Genomic DNA, 24,180 nt, shown 5'->3' on the forward strand with positions numbered 1-24,180 from the left:
TGAAGCCCAGTGTGCGCCTATTCTTCAAGAATGCGATGGATGGCGTATCCGTTTAAGGTTCTCCTGAGGGTTTAGAAATGCCGGCCACCAGCGTCGAGTCGAAAAAAGTGTCCTGGCTGCTTCGATTATTGCCTGCCGCCACGTGGCTGCGAACGCTTGCGGGTGCGTCGCTACGTTCCGACGTGGTCGCCGGAATCACACTTGCCGCGTACCTGTTGCCGGCTGGCGTAGCCGATGCGTCTCTGGCAAACCTTCCTCCTGAGGCGGGGCTCTACGCCTGCCTGTTCTCAGGGTTGCTTTTCTGGCTTTTCTGCGGTTCCAGGCACACGGCGATCACAGTGACTTCGGCGCTTTCGGTACTCGTCGGCTCATCGTTGGGCACGGTCACGGGCGGAGATGTCACGCGTTTTGGCGCACTCGCAGCCTGCACGGCACTACTGGTAGCCGGCATGTCGATCCTGGCTTCGCTCGTGCGCGCTGGCAAAATCGTCAACTTCATTTCCGAAACCGTGCTCGTCGGCTTCAAGACCGGCGTGGCGTTGTTCATCGGCAGCACGCAGTTGCCCAAGCTGTTCGGTTTCAAGGGCGGCCATGGTGATTTTTGGGAGCGCATGGCCGATTTCTTCACCCAGGTCGGCCAGACGAACCGAACAGCGCTTGCGATGGGCGTCGTTGCGCTGGTCGTGCTCGTGTTGGGGCAGCGGTTCCTGAAGAACAGACCCGTGGCGCTGCTGGTTGTGATCGGCGGCGTCGTGGCCGCGTCACTGATGGACGCTGGCGCAAAGGGCGTGAAACTGCTTGGAACCATTCCGCAGGGGCTGCCGGCGCTTGGGCTTCCGGCCGTCCACTGGAGCGATGTGGACGACCTGCTGCTGCCGCTGGCGATGGCGTGCTTCGTGCTCGGGGCAGTCGAGACGATCGCCATCGGTCGTATGTTTGCACGCAAGCATGGCTACCGGCTTGACGCGAATCAGGAGTTCCTGGCCCTTGCTGCGGCGAACGTCGGCGCCGGCATGGGTCAGGGGTTCCCGGTTTCCGGCGGGATGTCGCAATCCCTGGTGAACGAAAGCGGCGGCGCACGCACACCGCTCTCGGGTCTCGTCGCGTCACTGATCATTCTCGTCGTGGTGCTCTTCTTTTCGGACCTGCTTCGTAATCTGCCGCAACCGGTGCTGGCAGCGATTGTCCTCGTCGCGGTGGCCGGGTTGTTCAAGTTTGACGAAATGAAGCGGCTCTGGCGCTTCGATCGCAGAGAGTTTGCGATCGCTGCAGCGGCGCTCGTCGGCGTACTCACCACGAGTCTGCTGCGCGGCGTGCTGATCGGCGCGGTGATTTCCATCGTACTGCTGTTGCGGCGCGCGTCCGAGCCGCCTGTCGCAGTGCTCGGACGCGTCCCTGGAACCGAACTTTACGGCAACATCGCACCCAACCCCGAGAACCTTCGTACCGAGGGTGTCTTTATCTTTCGCGCCGACGCGGCGATCCTGTACTTCAACTGCGAGTTCCTGTACGACCGCTTTCTCGAATGGCTGGCACAGGAAACCGGGCCGGTCAAGCTCGCGATCTGGAGCTTGTCGACTGTCGCCGCCGTCGACCTGGCCGGCTCGGAGATGCTGGTACAACTACGTGACGAGCTGGCTCAACGCAGCATCGTGCTGGAACTCGCCGACGCCCGCGGTCCGGTGCGCGAAGATCTGCGCGCAGCCGGGCTTGAGGCTCACTTCGGACCGATCGAAGCCAACGCGTCGATCGCGGGGATCATTCGCGCCAAGAAAAGCTGATCCCGGCAATACGTGATCGTGGTGATGATCGGTAGACCATTCCTATGGTATGGGCAAAAAAACGACCTTCGGACGCGGTCCCGTGTGGGTCGACACACGAAGGAAGGCGTGTTGTTGGCGGCGGTGTAAAAGCGACATTAAACGGCGGCGCAAGGTTCAGTAGATGCGCCAACAACCGTGAACGGTATTGGCGCCAGTGATCGAGCGTGCGGGGTCGTCAGTCAGAAGGGATCTGCCGCGTTGTCACGAGGGTGAGGGTTTCCAGGAGGCGCACGCTGCTCGCGCAGCAGTTCGTTGAGCGCAATCTGATAGTGCGCGACGATGCGCTCGCGTAGATCGTCGATGAGTTCGACGACGGCGAGCGCCTGATCGGCGGACCAGTTGTCCGGGATCAGGAAGTCGAGCCCGTGACTGATGCGCGAAGGCAGGTGAAGGCGCTTCATGATTTCTTCTTCTCCATGCGTGCCGCGCTGCGTTTCTTTGTGCGCTGCTCGGCCCGTTCACGTGCCTCCTTTACCCGGTAGGACTCGCCTTCGATCGCGACGACTTCGGCGCGATGCACCAGCCGGTCAACCAGCGAGACGACGCAGGCGGCGTTCGGAAACACTTCCGACCATTCTGCGAACGGCCGGTTTGTAGTGACGACGGTGCTCGCTGCGCCATATCTGCGGCTGATCAGTTCGAACAGCAGGTCGGCGTGTCGGTTCGAGTAGGACAGGTATCCGACCTCGTCAATTACAAGCACGTCAGGCGTTGCGTAGCGGTGCAGCCGTCGGCGTAACGCTGAGTCACTGTCAAGCGCGGCGAGCTCACCGAGCATCTGGCCAGCGGTTGTGAACAGCGCGGTGTGCCCGTTGACGAGCGCCTGGTATGCGAGGTTCAGCGCCAGGGTCGACTTGCCCACGCCGTTCGGGCCGATCAGTACGACGTTGGCGGTGTCCCTGACGAACTCGAGCGACATCAGTTCTTCAACGGCGGCCCGGTCGCAACGCGTGGGCCACGCCCAGTCGAAGTCGCACAGCGGTTTGAAGCTACCCAGATGGGCATCCCGGATGCGTCGCTCGAGCGAACGGCGGGCACGCTCGTCTTCTTCCCACTGCAGCAGCGGCGCAACCCAGCCGGCGTCAGTGAGATCCGGCCAGTGTGCCAGCAGCCCATACAGGCGCAAGGCGTTTGCGCGCTCCTGCAGGTTCTCAGGCGAGCTCATCAGCACCTCCCGTTATCTGGTCGTAGATGTCGAGCCGGTGAGGGGTCACCAGCGTGTCCTTGCTGCGCACGTGCTCGGGCAGGTTGACCGTAACTGGCGGCGGTACCTGGCGCGACTCGCGCCGACGCTCCAGCGCCAGACGCACCGGATTCTGGTGAGGCGCGGCATCGCTGGCGAGCGTTTCCTCGATCGCTGCCTGCAGTTCGGCCGCGCCATAACGGTCGAGCAGCCGCAGCAGGCGATGATCCTGCCTTCAGCGACAGCGACTTCTTCGATCCCCGGGATCTGGTTCAGGTCCGTTACGAAATGCTGCGACGCGTACGCGTGGAAGGGCAAACCATCGCGGATGCCGCCGCACACTTCGGAGTCAGTCGGCCGACCTTCTACAAGGCGCAGGCCGACTTCGAGCGCGACGGCCTGGCTGGGTTGCTGCCGGTCAAGCGCGGCCCGCACGGACCTCATAAGATCACCGATGAGGTGACGCGCTTCATCGAAGAAGCGCGCGCGACTCACGTTGGGCTGGAAGTGCAGGAGCTGGTCGATCGGATTGCGGGGCGGTTTGGCCTGGCGGTGCATCGACGCACCGTGGAGCGCGCCCTGGCGCGTTTTAAAAAAAAACGACGGTAAATCCCCCCGTAACGGCGCGCGATGCCCAGTCCCTGAGCCGATGCTACGAGGTCTTGCGCCAGGAGGTTCTCGATACAGGCGGAGGTGGTCCCACGCTGATGCGAGGCCGGGCGCTGTTCATGTTCAAGGGCATGGCGGTCTGGATGAAGTCGGTGACCGAAGCGTTTCCGTTTAGTCCATTACCGGTCACGCGCCCGAGCGGGCTGAATCTGCCTGTCGGTCTCGAACAGAACCTGATCGTCATTGTGGCGGCGATGGCAATTGCGACAGCGGAGGTGATGGCATGACCGATCAGACGCACGCGAAAGTTCAGGCCCGGCATCTGAAAAGAAGCGCCTACCTGTATGTCCGCCAGTCCACGTTGCGACAGCTGTTCGAGAATACCGAGAGCACTGAGCGCCAGTACAACCTGCGACAGCGCGCGGTCGCTCTTGGATGGCGCATTGATCAGGTGGTTGTAATCGACTCGGACCTCGGCCTGTCCGGCGCGTCTGCGGTTGATCGCCTGGGGTTCCAGCGTCTTGTCGCCGAGGTGAGTCTGGGCCGCGCCGGGATTGTGATGGGCCTCGAGGTGTCGCGCCTGGCGCGCAATTCCACCGACTGGCATCGGCTACTGGAGATTTGCGCACTGGCCGACTGCCTGATCCTTGACGAGGATGGCGTCTACGATCCCGCGCACTTCAATGATCGGTTGCTGCTCGGCCTGAAGGGCACGATGAGCGAGGCTGAGTTGCATGTCATGCGGGCACGACTGCGCGGCGGAATTCTCAACAAGGCACGTCGCGGAGAGCTGGAGATGCGGCTGCCCATCGGCTTTGTGTATGACACCGAGGCACGCGTGCGTCTGGATCCCGACGCACGTATCCAGGAAAGTATCCGGCAGCTCTTCCGCACGTTCCGGCGCACCGGTTCGGCCACGGCAACGGTCAAGGCATTTCGCGTGCAGGGTCTTCTGTTCCCCCACCGGATTTACCGCGGGGCACGAAAGGGCGATGTGCAGTGGGGCGAACTGGATCACTCACGTGTGCTGTGGGTCCTGCATCACCCGCGTTACGCAGGTGCATACTGCTTCGGGCGCACGCGCTATCGAAAGCATCCCGATGGTCAGACGGTCTCCGTCCGGCTGCCCTCTGCGCAATGGGTGTCGCTGATCCCTGACGCCCACGAGGCCTATGTGAGCTGGGAAGAGTTCGAACAGAATGTTCAGGTGTTGCGCGAGAATGCCCACGCACTGGGCATCGACCGGGAAAGGGGGGCGCCACGTGAGGGGCCGGCGCTGCTGCAGGGCCTGGCGATATGCGCCAGATGCGGTGAGCGAATGACGGTGCGCTATCACGTCCAGGGCACCCGCAGGGTGCCGGACTACATGTGCCAGCGTCACGGCATCGAACATGGGCGGCCGGTATGCCAGCATGTTCACGGTGGCGAGCTTGACGATGCTGTTGGCAGGTTGCTCGTGGAGACAGTCACGCCGGTCACGCTTGAGGTCGCGCTGGCGGTACAGGAAGAACTTGACAGCCGTTCTGAAGAGCGCGACCGACTGCACCGCCAGGAGTTCGAGCGGGCACGCTACGAGGCCGATCTGGCGCGTCGCCGCTATATGCAGGTGGATCCAGCGAATCGATTGGTTGCGGACTCGCTTGAAGCGGAATGGAACCATGCGCTTCGCGCTCTCGCCGAAGCTCAGGATTGCTACGAAAAGAAGCGTGAGGCTGATCATGCCGGACTTGACGACAAACAGCGTGCGCGCATCATGGCACTAGCCAGAGACTTCCCTCGTCTGTGGAACGATCCGCGCACACCTGATCGCGAGCGAAAGCGCATGGCGCGACTGCTCATCGCTGACGTGACTTTGCTCAAGGGTGCAGACATCTGCGTTCAGATACGCTTTAACGGCGGCGCCACGCATACGCTACATGTGCCGCTATCCATGCCAGCGTGGATATTACGGCAGACCCCACGCGCAGTCGTTGCCGAAATGGACCGGCTTCTCGACGAGTACACCGAGGGTGAAACGGCGGAGCAGCTGAATCGTCAGCAGCTCATCTCCGGCTGGGGTAAGCGGTTTAATTCCAGAATGATCACGCGGATTCGGCTGTCCCACGGGCTACCGAGTCATCATGACAGGCTGCGCGCACGTGGAATGCTTACACAAGACGAGATCGCAGAGCGGTTGGACGTGGCGCCGACGACCGTCAAGAGCTGGCGTCGTGCGGGCCTGCTTGTAGCGCACCGTTACGACGACAAGGGCGGATATCTCTTCGAACCTCCGGGCGCCGACGCACCAGTAAAGTTCCAGCATCAGGGAAAGACCCGTGGCCGACGCTCGGCCGCATAAACACCAACGCAACCGACATATGAGGTGCACTATGCAGCGTAGCCCTTCTCGTTTCCTCTTGCCACTGCCACCGGACGGGGCTCGTAGTGATGATGCGCGGCGAACGCGAGCAGCGTCGGGTTGAAGCGGATCGCATCGCCCTGGCGCTCGAGCACAGCGCTTTTGAGATTGTCGTAAAGGAGGACCTTCGGCAAGCCGGACCATGCCGCAAACGCACCGGCGTGGCCTGCCAGGAAGCTGTCCATGCGCGCATCGAGGAAGAAACGCAGATAGATCTGCCGCGACCATGACAGCACCATCACGAAGGCCATCAGCGGCCGACGCGCGCGGCCGATCTGGAGATGGTCGAAATGCGCCCAGTCGACCTGGCCCTGTTCTCCGGGCAGCGTGCGCAGGCGCAGATAAGCCTCAGATATGGGACGCGGACGGTGAAGTGCGACCTGGTGCCGGAAGTGATGAATGTTGCCACGGTAGCCGCGCTCGGTGACCATCGCATACAGCCGGCTGGCCGTGAGCGACGGAAACTTCTTCAGCGTCTCATGGATGAACGGCAGGTAGGCATCGATCTGCGACGGTCGAAGCATCCCGCCGATGCGGGGCAGACCGGCCTGCGCAAGTACGCGCTGGACGGTGCCGCGGTGTACGTGCAACTGGCGCGCGATGGTGCCACAGCGCCACTTCTCGACGTGGTAGTAGCGCAGGATCTGCGCCTCGAGTTCAACTCCGATGGTCATGGGTCACTTCCTGTGCAGTGAGTAGCAGTACGAACATCACGGAAGACCCGACGGCGCAGTGGCCCGAGGCGTACGAAGCCCGGACAGACGCAGTAGCAGAAGTGGCAATGCTCAGGCACAGATGGGGCGGTGGCGGGTACCGCCGCTCTTGCCGCCGACGTCGTCGAAGTCGGTGCCAGTAGAGCATCGGCGGCAGGCACAGCGGAACCCTGATGCGTCACTTTATTCTGGCGGCTGCGATAGCGGCGCATCCGTTCGGCGTGCGCAAAGCGGCCGTGACGACTGCGCTGATAGCGTTGGCCGGCCACGCGCATGCTGGCCTGACGTGCGAGCTCAGAGCAGTCGCCGTCGCAGTAGATCTGGCCGCGGTCGCAACGGCGGCAAACGATGACCTGCGCCCGACAGCGGGCACACACAAACAGGCGGCCTGTGGCCGGCATCGGCAATCCCCGTCAATGCCGAAACGGTATCGACGGGACTGGTGGGCCGTGCCATACTGGACCGGCACCCGTGCCCCGTGCGCGTGTGGGGCTCGACATCGGAATGAACTTGGCGGTTTGAGCCGGTGTCGGGCCTGTTTCTTCGGCGGTAAGCCTCCTTCTACCGCATCCCGACTTCAGCGTCACCTCTTCCTGAAACGAGCCGCGTCGGGTGCGTCTGCACTCGCCCTACGGGATCCTTCCGACGCACCCAGTACCGCCCTCCCGCTCTTCGCGCCAACCACTACCAAACCGCTCAGCAGAGCACGACCATTCCGTATCTCTGATCGACGCCGCCGTTTAGTGTCGGTTTCGAACAGCCGTTCACACGTGTAGAACCTAGCGGTTATAGCAGCTCGCGCATTGCCTGATCGAGAAGCAATCCTCCCGGCAGCAGTTCGGCACGCGCAAACCGCACAAGCGCTATCGCACGCACTTGAGGCGGCCTGGTCGGAACGTGCGCGATGTGGAATTCGAGCTCATCCGCGGCTTGCACACTGTCCTTCGTCTGCACTACATTCATCCGGTCCAAGCGAATTTTCTTTTTGCTGAGGTGGACGTGCCTGTCTGGTTCCATCAGAACCTGGCAGACCCCGTCAAGTTGACGCTCAAGCGCGTCCGTTGAAACTCGCAGGTCACCAAGGCGCTGGGAGTTATCTTCAATCTGTGCCTGCAGTTGAACGAGTTCTTCATGTGCAATAGAAGCACCACCCCCACACACGGAATCCATGCCTGTGCCTTCGCGCTGTAGCAACAGCAAGCGGGTCTTGAGCAATGCGCGGCCCTTGTCGAGTGCATCGCGACGATCTTTCGCCAATTTGGCCAGCCCCGTGAGCGCTAGCTGGTCGATCACTCGCCTGACGATCTCCCGTCGCAACTCCGATTCCGATCGACCGCAGATCATGACACGATGGTCACCAAAGCAAACCGTAGTTTGCGCAACATCACGACGTACCGCGTTTCCCTCAAGGGCGACACCTAGTACGTGACGTTCAGTCATCGCCATTCCGAGCACCGCGTAAGCGTGTTCCGAGTCCGGATTCTGTGCGAAGTACGCACGTAACTGTTCCGAGCGGCTGATCCTTCCCGTCAGTTCTTCCGGCTTGGCGAAAAAAGCACGCATGTAGAGATCCGAAGCCCATGTGCGTGCGCTGGCTTCATGAGGTGCAGGTAGGGATGCGACCAGGGCGGTCGCATATCGGAGCGATGCCGCGACCGCTGGCGCCAGATGTTCCCGGCAGTGCTGTGCCATTCCCAGTCGAGGATTCAGTGCCATAATCCGGTCGATGGCTTCCGTAGCCTGTTCCGGTTGATGCCGCTTAGTGCGAGCGTCGTCATTGCTTCGCAGCCAATTGAAAATGCCCATGTCGGCCCCCCCTTCGGGTTCACTTCACTCGGAGCGGTCCTTCATGACCTGGACGTTTATTTTTCGTTTTTTCCAGAACATATTGTGCACTCGGGGCTGCAGACGACGGAGCATTTCCGGATCCAGGCCTTCGAAGTTCACCACCACTGCGGGTCGTGAACCCTCACCTGGAATATGCTTGATTCTGTCGAAGGGCGGGAAACCATACCGCGTCAGAAACTCCTTGATCTCCTGATCGCTGGTGCCTGTCTCGATGTTGCCAATCCACAAATCTGCCATGATGTTCCTCGAGGCTGATGCCCGGTCATATCTGGTCCGGCTCACCGATCGGCTATTGGGCCGTTACGGCGCCGGACTCGACCGCCGCATGCGGATTCCACTGCACTCCGTCGCCAAGCGACGGTCGTCTATCTAGCAAGGTACGTTGACGAGAAGCGTACGGCTTGATCCTGGTCAAGCCCTCGGCTGAGGCTTCGCGGCATTCGGGATCGCATTTGTCAAAAGTGATCGGCAATAATCTTGAACGGATAATCGGAGTCCTGGTAGTCGCCGCGCTTTTGCCGCCTGGGCAGTTGCACTTCTTGCCGGGGCACCGTCTCGTATGGAATCCGGCTGAGCAGATCACGGATAATGTTCAGGCGAGCCCTTTTCTTGTCGTCCGATATCGCCACCGACCACGGCGCGCACTCCGAGTCCGTCGCCGCGAACATGTCGTCACGCGCACGTGAATAGTCGTACCAGCGGCGATAGGACTCAAGGTCCATCGGAGAAAGCTTCCATACCTTGCGGCCATCCTCGATTCGAGCCTTGATGCGCCGAGTCTGCTCGTCCGGACTGACTTCGAGCCAGTACTTCAACAGGATGATGCCCGAGTCGATCATCGCCTTCTCGACACCTGGCAGATCGTTCAAAAAGCGAACCGCCTTCTGCTCCGAACAAAACCCCATGACACGCTCGACACCCGCACGGTTGTACCGGTTGCGATCAAAAATCACCACCTCGCCGGCCGCCGGAAAATGCGGGACGTACCGTTGTATGAACATCTGGCTTTTTTCGCGTTCGCTGGGCGCAGGCAACGCAACCACACGAAACACGCGCGGACTGACGCGCTCGGTGATCGCTTTGATCGCCCCACCCTTACCCGCTGCGTCACGGCCCTCGAACACAATGCAGACCTTCACTCCTTCGCGCACAACCCACTGCTGCAGATTGACCAGTTCGACGTGCAAGCGCCGAAGTTCCTTTTCACAGTCCTTATTGCTCAGCTTGTCGCGCACGGGACCATTCTGATCTGATTGACTGGCGGAAGACATTTGCGGATCTCCAATTTCACACACCCTGCAATGACGCAAAATGCAATGGAAGAACTCTGACACGATTGCCCTCCACGGCGCTATTAGCGGAACGACCCCGCGTATGCTGCGCCGCTCCGCTTTGATCATTCCGTTGCGGCTTCTATCGTCTTGCGCTCCACGAAGTCATTCCAGTCTCCGGGCTGCACAAAGGACTGCATTGATCTATGTCAAAGCAACCGGGCCCGACGAGGAGAGGCCATGTCGTGCAGGCGGTGTCAATGCCTACGTCGAAAGGTCCTTACGAAGCCGCAGCCACGCACTTATTTCATCACCGAGTCCGCCCGCTGCGAACATTCAACCCGCCAGTTCAAACGCCTTCCTCTTTTCCACGCTATCTCCTCGTCCGACTCACTTCATCAGGTCAGGTCCTTACCTCCGGAATGATATTGGCGATCATACGGTACAACTTGTCGAGGTCATCCTCCAACTCAACGCCCTCGAAAGGATCGCGATTCGCGCCGAAGGCCGCATCGACTTCCGCCCAATCTTCGGCGATCAGCGTGCGCAGGGCAACAGGCAAGACTACGTCCTCTTCTATTCGACGGTGGTTCGCGTAGAACGTGACGTACTCCTGGACCCGACTACTTAACGCCGGGAGTGCGGAAATACCCGTTAGTTCATAACGGGTCAGGGCGTCCTCAAGTTCTCGAACCTTGGCCTCACCTTCGGCATGCTGCCGATCGAGATCGTTCAGAACATCGTCGATTTCAGTGGTCCTTGCGCGGATCCGTGCGAACAGATACCTTTCCTCCTTCGGATGATGAACCCGTTCTGGATATTCGCGAATGTAATATAGGATCGACCGAAGCACCGCGAGACCCGGCGCTGTGCTGCCATTTTCGCGCAGGCGGACAAACTGAAGCATTCCGCCGATCGCCGTGGTCAGTTGCTGATGCTCCCTGAGGATGATACTGACTGCACCCTTCCTTCCCCAACCGGTCATGGGAAGCTCCATCACGTATGAACGGGCGTCCCGGCGCCCCGCCCCTTCTTGCGACCAGACTGCGTGCTGGTTCCGTTGCTTGCGCCGATGCGTCAAGGGTGAGTGCGATAAAGGCTGACGACATTGATCGGAGTCAAATGATGTGTGTTTTGTGAACTTGAGGACCGGAAGCGTAGCCTGCCGACTGCACCTTGCGCCACCCGTCGTTACGGTCATTCAAAATGACCTGCCACTCTGAATACATTGACACTACAAACCCATAAATTCTTCTGTGGGACAAGGCAACCCTCAAACCTTGCTTCGCCATCCTTATCGCTTTTCACTGTGGCCAGTTCGTCGGTCAAGCCGCCCAAACTTCGAGATGTGAGCCGCATTCGTGTTACAAACAATGGGCGCGGGCAGATGGCACGGTGGTGCGCAAGTTAAACGGATAGCCCGACGCGACGTAGTACGGAGGAGGCTACGATCTGAGAGACAGGTTTAATCGGAGCCAGCCGTGCGCGTGTCGTCTGACCGCTACCGTACAGACTCACCCGTGCCGATGGGGGTTCTGGTGCAAATAGGATCGGAGAATCGGTTAGAGTTGTCGGAGCAAAACGAACTGATGACCGGCGATGAGCAAGTTGAAATGTCTGGAGGAGCTGTTCGGTGGACGCCATTTTGATCGGGAGATCATCATTCTGTGTGTTCGGTGGTACCTGCGCTACAAGCTCAGCCTACGCGATCTGGTCGAGATGATGGCCGAACGGGGTTTGTCGCTGGCTCACACGACAATCCTGCGCTGGGTGAGGCGTTATACGCCCGAGTTCGTCAAACGCTGGAACCGCTTTGCTACCCCTGCGGGTCGCTCGTGGCGTGTCGACGAGACCTATCTGAAGATTCGCGGCAGGTGGGTCTACCTGTACCGGGCGGTGGATCGGGGTGGCCAGACGGTGGACTTCACGCTCAGGGCGAGGCGCGACGTGGCCGCGGCCAAAGCCTTTTTCAGCAAGGCCGTCAGGCATCAGGGCCAGTCGCCCGAGACCATCACGCTCGATGGTTATGCGGCCTCGCACCGCGCGGTGCGCGAGATGAAGGCCGATGGTCTGCTGCCTCAAGACACGAAGGTCCAGTCCTCAAAATATCTGAACAACGTGATCGAGGTGCGACACGAGGTCGCTTACAGAAGTTGTTCTCCCTTCTCGCCGTATCGAAGGAGAGAACCACCGGTGTCACCCGGTGAATCCAGGGGCCTGAATCAAGAGCGGCTCTGACAACGTAACGAAGCGCCGCAAGGCGCGGGGTATCAATCGCGAGAGGCGTACCCTTCTGGCAGCCATACGCCGGATGAGTGCCAGATAGTCGGTATGGTGAAAACATTTGAATCTGCAGTAGGGTCGTTACGTTGAACGAGCGGAAATGGCTATTGCGCTCGAACCAAAACGGTACTGGAGGTGGGAACAGCGTCTTTCGATTACGCGTTCGTGACCCGCATACCTCCCGGCCCAGAGCAGGCACCTAACCCGACGTACTTCCATAAGCGGAACGTGGAAACCCCGTATCGCTCCCTTCGGGACAGCAGGCTGCGAGGTCTGCCCATGGCGGTGCGGGCACAGGATCGGGGAAAAAGCGAATGCCCGGCTGTAATGGACGGGATACGGGTTGCAACATCACCCGACGCGAAAGCGGGCAGACTTCCTCGTGGTCTCTCCTCACCAGAGAGTTTGCAGAACCATCTAAACGGAAGGAAAGCAAATGAGCGCAGCAACACGGGCGCGTGCACCTTCGGGCGTGGCGTGGAACGGCATCAATTGGGCCGATGTTCAACGTCAGGTAAGGAGGCTGCAATCGCGTATGGTGAAGGCGGTACAGGCCGGCCGCCATAACAGGGTGAAAGCACTGCAATGGCTGCTGACCCATTCGTTCAGCGGCCGTGCATTAGCCGTGAAGCGGGTGACTGAAAACAAAGGCAGGAACACCCCCGGTGTGGACAAGGTAACGTGGAAAACACCGGTGGCAAAGGCCAACGCGATTGCGTCGTTGAAGAGGCGGGATTATTCGCCCCTTCCACTTCGGAGAGTTTTTATTCTGAAGAAAAACGGTAAGACGAGGCCGCTCGGCATACCCGTGATGAAATGCCGCGCCATGCAGGCGTTACATCTGCTGGCGTTGGAACCCGTTTCGGAAACCACCGCCGATCTGAATTCTTATGGGTTCAGACCGGAACGCTCTACTGCTGACGCTGGAGGACAATGCTTCATTTCTCTGGCAAAAAAGGCGAGTGCGGAATGGGTGCTGGAGGCCGACATCCAAGGCTGTTTCGACAAAATTTCCCACGACTGGATGATCGCCAATATCCCCACGGACAAGGTGATTCTAAAGAAGTGGCTCAAAGCGGGATACGTGTATCAAAACGAACTCTTCCCCACTGACGCCGGCACCCCGCAAGGGGGAATTATTTCCCCGGTGGCAGCCAACATGACGCTCGATGGCCTCGAAGCTATGCTCGCGGAAAAATTCCCGCGAGCGAAGCAGAGAGGACTGAAAATGAACATGGTGCGTTACGCGGACGACTTCATTATTACCGGCCACTCGAAGGAGTGGCTGGAACATGAAGTCAGGCCGGCAGTAGCTGAATTCCTGGCGGAACGCGGGCTGGTCCTATCACCAGAAAAGACCAGGATAACGCACATCAAGGATGGGTTTGATTTCCTCGGGTGGAACATTCGCAAGTACAACGGCAAGCTACTGATGAAGCCGTCGAAAGCGAACGTCAAGGCACATCTTGACAAAATTCGTGAAATCATCAAGGCCAACAAGACGGCTAAACAGGCGAACCTGGTAAAGCTGCTCAATCCTGTTTTACGAGGATGGGCGAATTACCATAGCCATGTCGTCGCCAAGAAAGCCTTCGATCGGGTTGATCACGAGGTCTGGTCAATGCTATGGCGATGGGCGGCCAGAAGGCACCCTAAAAAAGGCGCCCGATGGATAAAAAGCAAATACTTCAGGGCCAAAGGTCTACCAGGTTGCTGAAATACCGGCGGTCACGTCATCGCGGAAAGCCTTTGAAGCGTTGATAGAAGGACCCCACTTGCCCCCTGGAGATCATGCGCGGCGCCGACACGTTCACCGAGAGTTTGTTTTCCATGCGCAAGCTGAACGACTTCGTTCCGATGTCACATCCGCTGCGTGCGATTCGCGTCATGGCGAACGAAGCGCTAGCGAAGATGGATCGGCTGTTCGCGGGGATGTACGAAGCCGACATCAAGGGTGGGCGGCCGAGCATCGCACCGGAGAAGTTGCTGCGAGCAATGCTGATCCAGGTGCTCTACAGCATCCGCTCGGAGCGCCAACTGATGGAGCAGGTGCAATACAACCTGCTGTTTCGCTGGTTCATCGGCTTGGCGATGGATGATGTGGTGTGGGTGCCCACGGTCTTCACGAAGAACCGTGAGCGGTTGATCAAACACGACGCAGTGATCGAATTCTTCAACGAAGTAGTGGCCATCGCTGAGAAGAAGGACCTGCTCTCGGGCGAGCACTTCAGCGTGGACGGCACGCTGATCCAGGCGTGGGCGGGACACAAGAGCTTTGTGCGCAAGAACAGCGACGATCAGGACAATGACGGCGGCAGCGCGGGCGAGTTCAAGGGCGAGAAGCGCAGCAACGAGACGCATCAGTCGAAGACCGATTCCGATGCGCGTCTGTATCGCAAAGGCAAGACGGCCAGCGAATTGCGGTACATGGGCCATACGCTGACCGATAATCGGCATGGCCTGGTAGTCAACGCGCGCGTAACACGCGCTGACGGGCATGCCGAGCGTGAAGCGGCCAAGATCATGATCAACGATGCGCGGCAAGCGGCAGAGGATGCAAACGCAGAAATCACGCTGGGTGCGGACAAGGGTTACGACGCAGAGGAATTCATCGAAGCCTGCCAGCAGATGAAGGTCACACCGCACGTTGCGCAAAACACCTCGGGGCGGCGTTCGGCGGTGCCCGATACGATTGCCTCAAGCGTGGGCTACGCCATCTCGCAGCAAAAGCGCAAGTTGATCGAACAAGGTTTCGGCTGGGCGAAGACCGTGGGGCGCATGCGCCAGGTGATGGTGCGTGGGTTGAAGAAAGTGGATCAGATGTTCGTGTTGAACATGGCCGCCTACAACCTCGTGCGCATCCGATCCCTGGCACAAGTCCGCCCATAGTGGCGGAAAACGCGGCAATGAGGCCAGAAATTGGCCTTAAAACGCTAAACATGACATTGAATTCGCGTTGAAATTGCGCAAATGCGAAAATCTCGCGACGAGAGCCGCTTAAACGGAGCGAGGCCGCTTCCGATGGGGTGTATTTCCGCAGCCTGCTACGGGACTGGGTATTTGCCGCCACAGAAAAAAAAGAGGATGGCACGACAAGAGAGGTCACCTTGCTGAAAGAATCGGACACGCCGATAAAACGGCACATCAAGATCCGAGCGGGCGCAAATCAGCACGATCCGCAATGGGCACCATACTTCGAATCCCGATGGGGCCAGAAGATGCTGAACTCGACGCGCGGTCGCCGTAAGCTGTACCGTGTCTGGGTAAGGCAAGATGGCATGTGTTCCAACTGTCAGCAGCCCATCACAATGAACACCCGCTGGGATGTTACGCATATTGTGAAGCAAACTGACGGCGGCACGGATGCAGCAAGCAACCTCCAGGTTAACCATCTCAATTGCCGTAGAAATCCGCAGTACGCCGGAAAATGAAGTTGTACTACCGGGTGTCGACAGATGCCTTTGCAGAGGCTTGAGCCGTATGCGCCTAAAGGCGCACGTACGGTTCTTAGGGGGCAGCAGCGCAGCAATGCGCTGCTGCTACCCGACCAGGATCATCGAAACATCAAGTCCAGAACGAACGTGATGCTCGGATTCAAACGATTCAGGTGTGCGAAGACCACGATTTCAGGCATCGAGTTGATGCACCGCATCCGCAAGGGTCAGTTCAATCTCCGCACTCTCGGACTCAAGGATACTACTACTGCAGCCGCCGTCTGGAATGCTGTCCTGTTCAATAAATAAGGCATCCTTATGTATTGGAGACGTCTCGGCTTCACCGGCTGTTTGCACCAGAACCCTCACGCGCACCCGAACGGCATTGCAGCACATTAACAAAGAACCACACTTGAGCTTGCGCTTAACGGGGAAGCCCTTGTAGTAACCTTAATATGTTTTGCGGTCCGATAGCCCCGGATCACCGCGCGCGTCGCTACCATCCGTAATATGCGGGCCGCGGATTGCCGTAGTAGTACGGTGGGTAGCCGTAATAAACGGGGGCGGGATAGTACGAAGGCGAGGGCACCGACACGAACGTGCAGTTCTGGCCGGATGACGGCAGGGCATTTGGGATTGTCGCCGCGCCGACGCGGGTACTCGCTAAAGCCGATTGCTGACTCGCAGCAGATGCCGCTGCGGCGCTGGTACAGGCGTAGTAGCCACCGGCGCCCGGATAGTAGCTGTACGGGCCATAGTAGACGCACCCCCAAAGCGTCAGTGCACCCACCACAACAATTGGCCGGCCGATGATCTTTGCGCGAAGCATGGCCCCTCCTCGCATCGTCGATTCGTTGAAGCGTCGCGGGTCGCGGCGCAGGCATGCATCCATTCTACGCATGGCGAACAAACAGGACGCAGCGACGCGGGATCTTTGCCTTTTTACTCTGACTGTGATTTCGTGGTCAACCGGCTTCGCGTCTTGCGCATCGATTCACCGGCAAGCGTAATGCGATGAGCGTTTTGTACGAGCCGATCGAGGATCGCGTCCGCGACAGTGGGTTCGCCGATCGCGTCATGCCGGTCCGCTTCATCGGTAGCGCCAAGACCCGACGAACCTACTCCAGGGTGGAAAGTACCCGATACTCAACGAAGCGTATAAACGATTTGATTGCAGCGAGCCGCGTGTTCCGCGAATTTGCGCCGTTATGGCGCGTAGTCTCCAGGTGATCAAGAAAGGAGAGGATCATTGGCGCATCGATTTGCTCGAGATACAACTGGGACCGTTGAGTTTTGAGACGTCGACTGGCAAACTCCAGAAGCAATTTAAAGGCATATTCATACGATTCGCAGGTATTTTCACTAGCCCCGCGCTCCAATGGTAGACGCTACTGGAGGAATGCGGTGATATGCGGTGCAATCGGGGTCATGACATTGCTCCCGTAAAGAATGATTCACAGCAGTCGACGATACCCCTCATCAGTTCAGGCGTTGCCTCAAGATACCAATACGTATGATTGACGTTACAGTGACCGAGGTATGTGGACAATGCCACCATGTGTTTCGTGATGCGGTCCCGGCTATCCGGGCAGTTTTCAAGTGCCCTCACTGCAAATGTATGCCTCAATGACTGGGGTGTTGGCCGCGGTCGCGCTGGAGCACACGGAAAGCCAGCCGCCTTCGCGGCGGAGTCAAACGCTGTTTCGACGGCCTTTACACCTAAGGAAACGCTGATCAATGGACCAACTGCCCAAGTTGCAGGCGAGATGGCGTCGAATTTTCCAGCTGACGAAGCGAATCGACGCTCAATTCGGTGAATTGGATGCCTAAACGAGCCTCCCTGCGCGCATTTTTCATGCGCATGACGGATTGCTCCCATGGACCGATCGCAACAGATTTCGCGCAATCACCAGATTCGCCAGAGCGAACAGGCTGAACAGTTGCGCGGTGTTCTTGGCCAAGCCCTTGTATCGCGTCTTGCGATGGTCAAACAGGTTCTTGACGATATGAAACGGATGCTCAACCCGCGACCGGATCTGCGCCTTGGTTCGCTCGACCGCGATCATCAAGTCCTTCAGCGCTCCCTCCTGCATCGCCTTGATCTTTCCCCGCTTGGCAGTGACGTGCCACTTCACGGTCTTGCCCGCCATTTCCTCGCGCTTGTCTACGCCAATGTAGCCCGCTTCGGCGAACGCCTGCTCCTCATGTCGTGCAGCAGGGCATGCGCTTGCGATACATCCGACACGTTGGCCGCCGTGCCAACCACGCTGTGGATCAGGCCCGAATCGGCATCGACGCCAATCTGGGCTTTCATCCCAAAATGCCATTCGTTTCCCTTCTTCGTTTGATGCATTTCCGGGTCACGACTCTTCCCGGCGTTCCTGGTCGACGGCGGCGCTTCAATGATCGCCGCGTCAACCAGCGTGCCTTCCTTCATCATCAGCCCACGCTCACACAGCGAGATGCCAATCTCGTCGAACAACTTCCGTGTCAGTTCGTGTTCGATCAGCAGGCGCCGGAACTTCAAAAGCGTGGTTGCATCAGGCACGTTCTCGACTGCCAGATCGATGCCGGCGAAGGCTAGCAGCGCGATGCTGTCATACAGGGCGGTCACAAATCGAATTCTCGAACAGATCCAAGGTTGTGCCATGCTGCTGTGCGGGTAGATTCCCGCTGCGGACCTGTGCAACCACTTCCTGCGGCAGCCAGGTGTCTTCCATCGCGTCGATGCCCTTCTCGATCAACTGCTTGAGAAAAAACGACTGGCTGCGGCCTGTGGTTTCCGCCAGCACTCTCAATCGCTGTTCGATTGCCGGCTCGACGCGTACCGCGATGACTTGCGACCTGTTCTCTGACTTCCTTCTCAACCTCTACTCCTGATTGCGTCTGTGCGCCGCAGACCGGCGCATTCGCGCGCTGTTTTACCACAACCGGACAAAGTGGCGTCGGGTAGCGCAGATCATTGCCAGGCGAGGCATCGCAACGAAGCGAAACATTTGTCGATGCCCCGGCTAACCGCCGCGTCGTGCGGAGTGAGGAGAGCCACCGGCACTTTTCAGGCACCGGCACGCTCGCAAGGGCACCCGCGTACCGGTTCTCAAGATGTGTTTGCCAAAACGCATCGCAAAACCGTGCTATTCAGATAATCCTTCTCTGGGGTGTCCATTTAACCGGAGTGAGCGATTTGCCTCCACGCGCGATGGTGCCTGCCATCACTGATGTAGGGCTACCGCTTCCAGTACACATGAACCCGTCGTCCCCAAGCCGCCATCCTCTGGATTCCCACAGGACGTAGTCATTGTCGCCGCCCACGCAAGGCCATCACAGCCATTCGAGGTAGACCGGCAGTCTGCATCAGTCCGGGGCCAAGCCTGAAGCGCCCCAAGGGACTTGGGGTAGTGCGTGCTGGCGTGGGGCGTTCCCTTGCCGCAATCTACGCTCACCTCCGGTTAAATGGACACCCCAGACTGGAGTAATCGCGAACCGGCAATGACGCGAACGGCGGGCTGCCGCTAGGAATCCGCGCACAGGCCCGATGGGCAGCGACCTGTGCCGGCGTGCCACGCGCTCAGCGACTCCCGGGCGGTCGGGTCGAAAAGGTGCGCCGGTACTCATCGACTTCGAGCAACAGATGGTCGATTCGCTCACGTAGCTGGCCATTCTGCGCGCGCAGCGCGTCCGCCTCCCCGCTCGCCTGCAGCCGCACCGCATCGTTCTGCATCTTGAGAAACCGCTCGGTACCGACCAGCTGTTCGGCCGTCCGCGCGAGGGTTGTTGCGCCGACGCCGGCACGTTCGATCGACGTGCAATGAGGCAAAAGTAGAAGCAGCTTGGGCGCAACTGGTCGACGTCGCCCACCCAGCCGTTCGTGATGTCCATTCCGTTCGTACCCTATTCACCGCCGCGTGCGCAGAGCTCCGGCAACTTTTCGCTCGATCCGTCATCGCTACGTTGCGGCCCCGTCGGTGGACCCGCTCTGTTCGTTTTTCTTGCCCGCCGCTCGCTGCGCCGCCCTTCCGCACGTTTCACGACGTCCTCCAGAGATAGCACGTGTTCTGGCGTAGTACGACCAAAGCGCTTGTGATAACAATGCGCGATAAATTCCGACAGGGGGCGCTTCCACGGTTCCTGCTTCCCGTTACCCAGTGACCCGAATTTTCGGGGATTCAATCCCAGTTCGCGCGCCATCTGGATATGAGCATGGCTCAATCTGAAACGCTGTCTCGCTTCAAACCACGGCTGAAGCTTCGATGGTATCGGCATCAGTGTTCACCTCTGCGCCAGCTTGCGGCGGTCAACCGCCCCACCGCCGCGTAATAACGCGCCTGCGAAGTCGCAGCATTGTCGTTCTGATCCGTCTTCAAAATATCCAGCAGATGCTCCGCGACGACTGAGCCGATCGCGTGAACCGCGTCGTGTCGCGTAAGCCCTTCTTTCCCGAGGCGATGCATCGCGCGGACCACGGGCCCAAGATTCAGGGCGATCTGGTTTTCGACGATCGCATGTAGCGCAGCGTGTGCCGCGACCTTGGGAAGCTTGATCCGGGCAACGCGGTGATACGTTCCGACGAGAGTAATTCGCTCCTGTTCATCGAGTTCGAGCCACGATTCAGGTTCGGGTGCGCATTCGGGGTTGTACTCTTTCATGATGCTAGTCCTGTACTGGCCTTTTGCCTGCCGTAAAACTGGCGTCTACCGCTGCGTTGCGCTTCAGTTCAGTCATCGGCGGCATAACTGGCACCCGTCCTACACGACCCGGGGCGACCCGTTGACGACAACCCGCCGGGCCGCGGGCCGTTCGGGCACCGTCAATCCCGCGACCTGGATGCATCGCGACGTCATGTCGACAGATGATGCGCCAGCACCGTGGCGACGAACGAGTGCCCCGGAACGGCCGCAAACTGCGCCCTCAGACGCCTGTTGAGCTGGTCGCGTTCCATGCCGGAAGCAAGGGCCGCATCCGCCAGCGCACCGTACGCATCCAGCACATCGCTCCCCGTGATTTCGTACCCGAAGCCTGCGGCCATCCAGTGCAACGCTGCCGTGCCACAGGCCATCGCGAATTCAGGCTTGCGCTGCGCGAAATCGCGTGCGGCCCGCGTCAGGGTTCGCGGGTCGGTGGGGCCGCGCATCGCAAGCGACGCCGCCAGATCGAGCAGGCCAGCGTCCTTCGCGGCGGCGAACCATTTCCCCTCGGCGCCGGGACTGCTCGCGACCAGATCGTGGAGGATGCTGTCGGAACTCCTGTCCGGATATTTTTTCGCGATGGCACGGAATGTCGCGAGATGCGTGGTGGCCTGATTGGCCTCGATCGCGTAGCGCCGATAGGCCTCGCCCATCATGCCCGACGACAGAAGGATCGCTTCGCATTTGCGGGCGATTGCGGCAGTGGGCGCGTTCAGCCCCCTCGACGCTTCCGCGTAACGCAGTGCTTCAGCCGAACGATTTAATGCGATCAGTGCACCCACCCCGTACTGGCGATACCCCCACCAGTTCAGGCGCGCGCCATTCACGAGAGCGAGTAGTTCCTCATGGCGCCGGGCGGCATTGAGCGCACTCAGGCAGGCGGTGGTACCCGCGAAATGCTCTCCCAGTCCTTCAGCGCCCATCACGCGCGCTGTAACCGGCAACAACCTGTCTGCCCATAAGGACGCGATGTCGGGCGACGTACACAGGTCACCCCAGCGATCGCCCAGCTGTTCGATATACGGCATCGGGTCATCCTGGAGCGCGTCAAACAGGCGTTCCAGCCACCGCATCCGGACCGGAGCGGGCACGTCCACCCCGGCAATGACCGGCACAAGCGCGTCGATTGCGCGATTCACGGCGGTGCCAATTGCCCCCGACGAGCTGTCTACGTGTTCAAGCGCCGGCGAAAGCTTTTCGAGCAACGCGACCGCGCCGTCCGCAGCGAGAACAGGATCTGCGTGAGCGATCTGCCGGATTTCGATCAGGGCCTCCTTCAGACGCTGGATCGGCAATGCGGATTTCCAGCCGAAGGCGCCACGCCGGAACCGCGTGGCGAAAGCCCATTTGTGAGAGGTTGTGCGTGCCATGCTCCGTGGTGCCAGCTCAGCGCGTCTTCATATAGGCGGCGTACAGCGCCGTGTTGAGCGCCTGCAGTTCGCGCCGGGTTTCCAGCAGTTCGTGATGCCGGCCCTGACGCTCCAGACTTAGTAACTGGAGCATCACCTTCGCCGCCCGCTCGGGCGCATTTCGTCGCGAAGGCTCTGCCTGTCTGAACAGGGACGCGAGGCCGGCCTTTTCCGTGAGTACCCACGCCGGAAACCATGCGAGATCGTCAGTGTCGCGGGCGCCGTCGAACGAAGTATCGAAGGCGCGCCGCAACGTATTGACGGACGCGTCGCCAAGCCGGCTCAAAAGCTGGTCGAACCGGGATGGCGAAAGCCACGCAAGTTCCACCAGCAATGGCCACGCTGCGTCCAGGCCATCGAGCCGGTAGCGTGCCTCCGTTATCCAGCAAAGCGGCGCTGGAATCCGTCGCCAGGACGCGATACGCAATATCGCATCGGACGCCTCGGCCCACCTCGCAGCAAGCAGGAAGAGCGGCGCCGCGTGCGCATCCGCGTGGTCCGCACGGAAAGGCAGCGCAGCGGCGCGTCCGGCCAGTTCTGCCCAGAGCGGTGCGAGCCAGGTCGCCCCGGTCTGCCTCGGGAACGCACGCGCGACTGCGGGCTGAACTTCGTAAGATAGCGCCTGGCGAGCCTGCAGGGCGGCTTCGTGACGGTCAAACGGTACCGTCGATCGACCCTCGAGGGCATTGACGATTGACCCGAAATACACCTGGGCGACGTCGTCCGGATACTCGTTCGCAAGCGCCTGCAGCGCGCGCCGCGCGCCCGCGGCATCGTACCGCTGCAACGCTGACAGGACGTCATTGCGCAGCATCACGTCGCGGCTGTCGTTGAAAATGTCGAGCTGCATCCGTCGGATTCAGAACAGTTGGCTGGTCAGGCTGACGAGATTAATCCATTTGACCGCGCTTCTCAATTTCCTGTCGTGCTCATCGACTGACTCGACGATTGCGCGCCGACCGCTCGCGTCGGTGACCACGGTGCGGGCGCGTCATCAGTGGTCGTGTTCCGTCGGATCTGCGAAAGACGGTTCCCAGGCCTGTCCGCCGTAGAACACGCCAACGATTGACACCACCTCAGGATCCACAAGGTAAGCAATCACGGCTCGCTGCCGGTAGTGGGTCACGCGCAGGCCAGGCAACAGATCATCGCGCGGGACGCCGCGCTCAGGGAACGTCTGCAGGCGCAGGCAGAAACTAATGATGGCGTCGACGTATTGGGCCGCCGTGACGGGCGAACCCGCTTCACTGATGAACCGTTCGATGTCCTCAAGCTGGTCCTGCGTTTCCGGGGCAAACTGCACCCGGTAGTTCATGCGGCGCCCGAGCGCTTTTTCGCCAGATGAGCGCGCACCTGCTCGGGCGTGAGCGCGCGCGCGGGCTCCGCGCGCAACGCTTCGGCCGCAGGCACCACCTCGTCGCGCAGCCAGGCCTCGATGGCCCTGTCGCGGGCCGCGAGGGTGCGTAGTCCGTCGCGGATCACCTCGCTTTCCGAAGCATATTCGCCGCTGGCGACCTTGGTGCGGATGAGCTCGGCCATCTCGTTGGGCAGGGTAATGCTGAACTGCTGTGTGGTACGCATGGCGCTCTCCGGGCTGACAGGATTTAATCCTACTCCGTCGACGGGGGTGCTGGCAAGGCGCGCCGGCCTTGCGCAGATAACGTGTGACGGCTGCGTGCGACGGGACGGGACGACGCACAGCTTGACGGACCTTCCTGCGGCGAACCATTTCGAAGGAAAAGCTGGATGCGTCTGTCAGGAGCGCGCCTAATATCCGCTCGCCGGGGCCAGCATCGAACCGCTACAACTCTTCGCCCCACAGCGACAGGCATAGTCAGCGATCAGTTCGGGAGTGATCGCCTCATCGATAGTGAGTCCATAGGCGATACAAAGCTCGTCGCCCGGCATCACGTCTCTGAGCGTTTCAATAAAAACCCGCCCCCGCTCGTCCTCGATCGCCTCGCAGTTCGGCCGGCAGGAGTGGTTCAGCCAGCGGGCGCTGTTGCCCCCGACGCTGCCGTCGATCACGCGCCCGTCAGCCAGGCCGAAAATGAACGTGTGGCCGGGCATGCCGGATCGCCGGTGCCGCGCAGACGCCCGCCGCCACGACGTCACTTCGCCGCGGTATTCGAGGATTCGCCGACCGGCCGGAATCGCCTGTAGCGCGAACACGCCCCGCCCATGAACCGATGATTTCCTGACCGTCACGCGCCGCACGTCAAAACTCCTGATCCGTTGAAGGCTGCGAGCATAGCGAGCAGCGCGTGGCGCGGCAACCGGGGCCGTCGCGTCAGAACAACCTGGTCTGCCTGGGATCGCGTGGCGGGGGTCGGGACACGTCAGTCCGGCTGGTCTGTCGGCGTTTACTGCGCCTGCCTCCAACCCGCTGTAGCCGTGCCAGCATCAGGCATTCGCCTGCGCCATCGCTGAAGCGCAACTCGAACACGCCGGTCTCGCCCGCCGGACATGGCGCCGTTGCGCAGAACGACAGGCGCAAACCCCGCCGTTTCGCGCGGACAATCAT

The 24,180-nt window shown here is 60.2% G+C and carries 25 protein-coding genes and 4 pseudogenes; 9 read left to right on the top strand and 20 right to left on the bottom strand.

Annotated features, from left to right (window positions below):
- Positions 1-77 precede the first annotated feature (77 nt).
- On the top strand, positions 78-1,781 hold the full coding sequence (locus tag P0D84_RS48890; RefSeq protein WP_408351830.1) for a SulP family inorganic anion transporter: 1,704 nt from the start codon (positions 78-80) through the stop codon (positions 1,779-1,781).
- A gap of 221 nt (positions 1,782-2,002) precedes the next feature.
- Here the strand turns inward: P0D84_RS48890 and P0D84_RS48895 are convergent, their stop codons facing one another.
- From P0D84_RS48895 to P0D84_RS48905, 3 genes are read right to left on the bottom strand one after another with little or no spacing between them, the layout of a single operon-like run.
- A complete protein-coding gene (locus P0D84_RS48895) occupies positions 2,003-2,224 on the bottom strand; it encodes a hypothetical protein (protein WP_408351833.1) in 222 nt (73 codons plus the stop codon).
- Positions 2,221-2,988, bottom strand: coding sequence for an IS21-like element helper ATPase IstB (istB, locus tag P0D84_RS48900; protein WP_187620143.1), 768 nt, complete (start codon positions 2,986-2,988; stop codon positions 2,221-2,223). The genes P0D84_RS48895 and istB overlap by 4 nt, the downstream gene beginning before the upstream one ends.
- Positions 2,975-3,133: a hypothetical protein gene (locus P0D84_RS48905; protein ID WP_408351836.1), complete on the bottom strand. Its 159-nt coding sequence runs from the start codon at positions 3,131-3,133 to the stop codon at positions 2,975-2,977. The genes istB and P0D84_RS48905 overlap by 14 nt, the downstream gene beginning before the upstream one ends.
- Before the next feature lie 140 nt (positions 3,134-3,273).
- Here P0D84_RS48905 and P0D84_RS48910 point away from each other — a divergent pair, with 140 nt between their 5' ends.
- Genes P0D84_RS48910 through P0D84_RS48920 form a run of 3 tightly spaced genes read left to right on the top strand, consistent with a single transcriptional unit; the run spans position 3,274 to position 5,953 of the window.
- Positions 3,274-3,615, top strand: coding sequence for a helix-turn-helix domain-containing protein (locus tag P0D84_RS48910; protein ID WP_408351982.1), 342 nt, complete (start codon positions 3,274-3,276; stop codon positions 3,613-3,615).
- A gap of 53 nt (positions 3,616-3,668) precedes the next feature.
- Entirely contained in the window at positions 3,669-3,902 is a 234-nt protein-coding gene (locus P0D84_RS48915; RefSeq protein ID WP_408335305.1) for a hypothetical protein, read from the top strand.
- Entirely contained in the window at positions 3,899-5,953 is a 2,055-nt protein-coding gene (locus P0D84_RS48920) for a recombinase family protein (RefSeq protein ID WP_408351839.1), read from the top strand. The genes P0D84_RS48915 and P0D84_RS48920 overlap by 4 nt, the downstream gene beginning before the upstream one ends.
- Before the next feature lie 29 nt (positions 5,954-5,982).
- On the opposite strand, the gene istA is transcribed toward P0D84_RS48920, so the two are convergent.
- The 5 genes from istA to P0D84_RS48945 form a co-directional block, all read right to left on the bottom strand.
- On the bottom strand, positions 5,983-6,687 hold the full coding sequence (gene istA, locus P0D84_RS48925) for an IS21 family transposase (RefSeq protein WP_459252226.1): 705 nt from the start codon (positions 6,685-6,687) through the stop codon (positions 5,983-5,985).
- Positions 6,688-7,512: 825 nt separating this feature from the next.
- Positions 7,513-8,532 carry a hypothetical protein gene (locus tag P0D84_RS48930; protein ID WP_408351842.1) on the bottom strand — a complete coding sequence of 340 codons (1,020 nt, stop codon included), beginning with the start codon at positions 8,530-8,532 and terminating at the stop codon, positions 7,513-7,515.
- Between the two features lie 24 nt (positions 8,533-8,556).
- Positions 8,557-8,811 carry an RNA recognition motif domain-containing protein gene (locus P0D84_RS48935; RefSeq protein ID WP_408351845.1) on the bottom strand — a complete coding sequence of 85 codons (255 nt, stop codon included), beginning with the start codon at positions 8,809-8,811 and terminating at the stop codon, positions 8,557-8,559.
- A gap of 218 nt (positions 8,812-9,029) precedes the next feature.
- A complete protein-coding gene (ppk2, locus tag P0D84_RS48940; protein ID WP_408351985.1) occupies positions 9,030-9,845 on the bottom strand; it encodes a polyphosphate kinase 2 in 816 nt (271 codons plus the stop codon).
- A 403-nt stretch (positions 9,846-10,248) separates the two neighbouring features.
- Entirely contained in the window at positions 10,249-10,830 is a 582-nt protein-coding gene (locus tag P0D84_RS48945) for a hemerythrin domain-containing protein (RefSeq protein ID WP_408351848.1), read from the bottom strand.
- A gap of 614 nt (positions 10,831-11,444) precedes the next feature.
- Here P0D84_RS48945 and P0D84_RS48950 point away from each other — a divergent pair.
- The 5 genes and pseudogenes from P0D84_RS48950 to P0D84_RS48970 form a co-directional block, all read left to right on the top strand.
- Positions 11,445-12,023: pseudogene (locus tag P0D84_RS48950) on the top strand (IS6 family transposase); the annotation flags it as partial.
- A gap of 541 nt (positions 12,024-12,564) precedes the next feature.
- Positions 12,565-13,845 (top strand): group II intron reverse transcriptase/maturase, encoded by a 1,281-nt coding sequence (gene ltrA, locus P0D84_RS48955; RefSeq protein ID WP_459252242.1) that lies wholly within the window; start codon positions 12,565-12,567, stop codon positions 13,843-13,845.
- Between the two features lie 74 nt (positions 13,846-13,919).
- Positions 13,920-15,017 (top strand): IS5 family transposase, encoded by a 1,098-nt coding sequence (locus P0D84_RS48960; RefSeq protein ID WP_408351854.1) that lies wholly within the window; start codon positions 13,920-13,922, stop codon positions 15,015-15,017.
- Between the two features lie 137 nt (positions 15,018-15,154).
- A complete protein-coding gene (locus P0D84_RS48965) occupies positions 15,155-15,559 on the top strand; it encodes an HNH endonuclease (protein ID WP_408351857.1) in 405 nt (134 codons plus the stop codon).
- A 114-nt stretch (positions 15,560-15,673) separates the two neighbouring features.
- Positions 15,674-15,871 (top strand): annotated as a pseudogene (locus P0D84_RS48970) (DDE-type integrase/transposase/recombinase); the annotation flags it as partial.
- Between the two features lie 187 nt (positions 15,872-16,058).
- Here P0D84_RS48970 and P0D84_RS48975 read toward each other — a convergent pair.
- The 12 genes and pseudogenes from P0D84_RS48975 to P0D84_RS49030 all read right to left on the bottom strand — a co-directional run bounded on the left by P0D84_RS48975 (position 16,059) and on the right by P0D84_RS49030 (position 23,873).
- Positions 16,059-16,391, bottom strand: coding sequence for a hypothetical protein (locus P0D84_RS48975; protein WP_408351860.1), 333 nt, complete (start codon positions 16,389-16,391; stop codon positions 16,059-16,061).
- 113 nt (positions 16,392-16,504) lie between these two features.
- Positions 16,505-16,642, bottom strand: a pseudogene (locus tag P0D84_RS48980) (ATP-binding protein); the annotation flags it as partial.
- A 38-nt stretch (positions 16,643-16,680) separates the two neighbouring features.
- Positions 16,681-16,941: a site-specific integrase gene (locus P0D84_RS48985; protein WP_408351863.1), complete on the bottom strand. Its 261-nt coding sequence runs from the start codon at positions 16,939-16,941 to the stop codon at positions 16,681-16,683.
- Between the two features lie 474 nt (positions 16,942-17,415).
- Positions 17,416-18,212 (bottom strand): annotated as a pseudogene (locus P0D84_RS48990) (IS5 family transposase).
- Positions 18,160-18,429 (bottom strand): type II toxin-antitoxin system RelB family antitoxin, encoded by a 270-nt coding sequence (relB, locus tag P0D84_RS48995; protein WP_408351866.1) that lies wholly within the window; start codon positions 18,427-18,429, stop codon positions 18,160-18,162. Before relB ends, P0D84_RS48990 begins: the two are co-directional and overlap by 53 nt.
- 701 nt (positions 18,430-19,130) lie before the next feature.
- Positions 19,131-19,379, bottom strand: coding sequence for a hypothetical protein (locus P0D84_RS49000; RefSeq protein WP_408351869.1), 249 nt, complete (start codon positions 19,377-19,379; stop codon positions 19,131-19,133).
- Between the two features lie 445 nt (positions 19,380-19,824).
- Complete coding sequence (locus P0D84_RS49005; protein WP_408351872.1) at positions 19,825-20,208, bottom strand: hypothetical protein; 384 nt, start codon at positions 20,206-20,208, stop codon at positions 19,825-19,827.
- Between the two features lie 191 nt (positions 20,209-20,399).
- The gene (locus P0D84_RS49010; RefSeq protein ID WP_408351874.1) at positions 20,400-21,617 is read right to left on the bottom strand and encodes a hypothetical protein; all 1,218 of its coding nucleotides are present in this window, start codon (positions 21,615-21,617) and stop codon (positions 20,400-20,402) included.
- Positions 21,618-21,633: 16 nt separating this feature from the next.
- A complete protein-coding gene (locus P0D84_RS49015; RefSeq protein WP_408351877.1) occupies positions 21,634-22,506 on the bottom strand; it encodes a hypothetical protein in 873 nt (290 codons plus the stop codon).
- 144 nt (positions 22,507-22,650) lie between these two features.
- Positions 22,651-22,971 (bottom strand): type II toxin-antitoxin system RelE/ParE family toxin, encoded by a 321-nt coding sequence (locus P0D84_RS49020; RefSeq protein WP_408351880.1) that lies wholly within the window; start codon positions 22,969-22,971, stop codon positions 22,651-22,653.
- Positions 22,968-23,237 (bottom strand): type II toxin-antitoxin system ParD family antitoxin, encoded by a 270-nt coding sequence (locus tag P0D84_RS49025; protein WP_088176933.1) that lies wholly within the window; start codon positions 23,235-23,237, stop codon positions 22,968-22,970. Before P0D84_RS49025 ends, P0D84_RS49020 begins: the two co-directional genes overlap by 4 nt.
- A 186-nt stretch (positions 23,238-23,423) precedes the next feature.
- Positions 23,424-23,873, bottom strand: a complete 450-nt coding sequence (locus P0D84_RS49030; protein ID WP_408351883.1) for an SET domain-containing protein — start codon at positions 23,871-23,873, stop codon at positions 23,424-23,426.
- Positions 23,874-24,180: the final 307 nt, after the last annotated feature.

The sequence above is a fragment of the Paraburkholderia sp. RL17-337-BIB-A genome (assembly GCF_046025895.1).
GTDB lineage: Bacteria > Pseudomonadota > Gammaproteobacteria > Burkholderiales > Burkholderiaceae > Paraburkholderia > Paraburkholderia fungorum_C.